Below are 2423 nucleotides of genomic sequence, written 5' to 3' on the forward strand. Positions count from 1 at the left end.
CCAGGCCCAGCAGGGTGGCGAAGGTCTGCTCGGCCGGCCCGCCGGTGGCCCGCCGTCGCCGCAGCATCTCGCTCAGAGCCGCCGTCCCGGGGATCCGGTCCCCGAGGGCCGCGGCGACCACGGTGGACACCCAGCCCTCGATCAACGCCAGCAGGGTCTCCAGCCGCTCCAGCGCGGCGGTCTGCTCGGGGGTGGTCTTGGGTTCGAACATGCCCTGAGAGAGAAGCTCTTCCATCTTCGACGGGTCGGCCAGCGACGTCGGGTCGAAGCCCGCCGTCATCTGCTCGATCCCGCTCATGTCGATCTTCACGCCCTTGGCGTAGGCCTCCACCGCGCCCAGCAACTGGCTGGACAGCCACGGCACATGCCTGAAGAGCCGGTGGTGGGCGGCCTCGCGGGCGGCCAGGAAGGTCAGGATCTCACTGCGCGGCTGGTCCAGCCCCTCGGAGAGTTCCTCGATGGCGGCCGGCATCAGTGCGGCAATCCCGGTGGGCCCCAACGGAAGTCCGATGTCGGTGCCGGTCAGCACCTCCTTGGACAGCCGACCCAGACCCTGGCCCAGCTGCGAGCCGAACGCCATCGACCCCATCTGGGTCAACATCGCCAGCAGCGGACCGGCCATCGTCTTGGCCTCCTCGGGCAGTGCCGAGGTCCACACCGTCGACATCTGTTCGGCCATCGGGTCGCACAGCCGCTTCCAGGTGCCCATGGTGTTGTCCACCCAGTCCTGCGGGGTCCAGGCCGCCGACCTGGTCGCCCCGGCCGGCAGCGCGGTGGCCCCGTCCAGCCAGGTGTCGGCCAGGTGCACCGCGTCGGCGACGGCCTTGGAGGTGGACTGCGACACCGGGGCGGAGAACCCGATGGAACTCGACGCCAGCTTGCGGGCCAGGTCGTAGTTCACCGCCCCGCCCTTGCCGCCGGAGGCCATCGCGCTGCCGGCCCCGGAGAACATCTCGCCGAGCTTGGAGAAGATCTGGCCCAGGTCGCCCGAGTTGAAGCCGGCCCCGCCGAATCCGAACGGATCACCGCCTGGCGGGGTGTCGCCGCCGCGCTCCTTGCCGGACTTGTCGCGGTCGGCGTCTTCGCCGGAGGAGAACCCGAAGGGCACGTCAGCCATGGGTCCACGGTACCGCCGCTACTGTGTGGTGCGTGAACAGGCGCATTTCGACGCTCTTGGTGGCCATGGCCCCGGTCGTCGTGTTCGGCGTTCTGCTGGCCGCCGTCCCGGTGCCGTACGTGGCGATGGGGCCGGGGCCGACGTTCGACACCCTCGGCGAGGTCGACGGCAAGCCGGTGGTGGCCATCGAGGGCACCACGGTCAAACCCACCGCCGGGCACCTGAACATGACTACCGTCTCCCAGAAGGACGGTCTGACCCTGGGCCAGGCGATGGTGTTCTGGGCCTCCGGCGACGAGCAGTTGGTGCCCCGGAACCTGGTGTTCCCGCCGGAGAAGTCCCGCGAGGACATCAAGAACGCCCAGTCCGCAGACTTTCAGCGGTCCGAGGACAACGCCGAGTACGCGGCCCTGAACTACCTGGAGTACCCCAAGGCCGTCACCGCCGAGCGGGTCAACGACCCCGGCCCGGCGGCCGGCAAGCTGCAACCCGGCGACGCCCTCGAGGCCGTCGACGGCACCAAGGTGGCCGACGTCGAGGCGTTCAGCGCACTGCTGAAGAAGACCAAACCCGGCGACGAGGTCGTCATCAACTACCGCCGCCGCGGCGGGCCGTCGGGCAGCGCCCGGATCACCCTGGGCCGCAACGACGACCGCGAGCACGGCTACCTGGGCATCGCCGTGCGCGACGCCCCGTGGGCCCCGTTCACCGTCGACTTCAACCTGGCCAACATCGGCGGGCCGTCGGCCGGCCTGATGTTCAGCCTGGCCGTCGTCGACAAACTCACCACCGGGGACCTCAACGGCGGGAAGTTCGTCGCCGGCACCGGCAGCATCGGCGCCGACGGCACCGTCGGCCCGATCGGCGGCATCAGCCACAAAATGCCGGCCGCCCAGCAGGCCGGGGCCACGGTCTTCCTGGTGCCCAAGGACAACTGCGACGAGGCCCGCACCGTGGCCGGCAACACCATGGAGCTGATCGCGGCCGAGAACCTGACCCAGGTCATCGACGCACTCAAGACTCTGACCACGGGCGGAAATCCCCCGTACTGCTAGTTGCGTAGAGTTGGCCGCGTGCTCCTGTTGATCGAACACCGCGGAGGGACTCAGTGACTGTCCGGCCGCCCGTCCGAATGCCGGCGTTGAACGGGCGAAGCCGCGTCCTGCTCGGGATCGCGACCGCCGTGGTGGCGGCGCTGCTGATCGGCCCCCGCTTCATCGACACCTACGTCGACTGGCTGTGGTTCGGCGAACTGGGCTACCGCTCGGTGTTCACCACCGTGCTGTTCACCCGGCTGATCGTGTTC

Annotated in this window: 3 protein-coding genes; 2 read left to right on the forward strand and 1 reads right to left on the reverse strand. The window is 69.7% G+C overall.

The genetic code is table 11. The features are described from left to right. Window positions 1-1117, reverse strand: a 1117-nt coding sequence (locus tag ADBZ5U_RS11935; protein WP_526265686.1) for a zinc-dependent metalloprotease, incomplete at its 3' end; no start/stop codon positions are given. A gap of 32 nt (window positions 1118-1149) precedes the next feature. Here ADBZ5U_RS11935 and ADBZ5U_RS11940 point away from each other — a divergent pair. After that, the gene (locus ADBZ5U_RS11940) at window positions 1150-2172 is read left to right on the forward strand and encodes a YlbL family protein (protein WP_526265688.1); all 1023 of its coding nucleotides are present in this window, start codon (window positions 1150-1152) and stop codon (window positions 2170-2172) included. Between the two features lie 53 nt (window positions 2173-2225). Continuing rightward, window positions 2226-2423, forward strand: a 198-nt coding sequence (locus tag ADBZ5U_RS11945) for a UPF0182 family protein (RefSeq protein ID WP_526265690.1), incomplete at its 3' end; no start/stop codon positions are given.

Source organism: Mycobacterium sp., assembly GCF_040398885.1.
In the GTDB taxonomy this organism is placed as follows: Bacteria; Actinomycetota; Actinomycetes; order Mycobacteriales; family Mycobacteriaceae; genus Mycobacterium.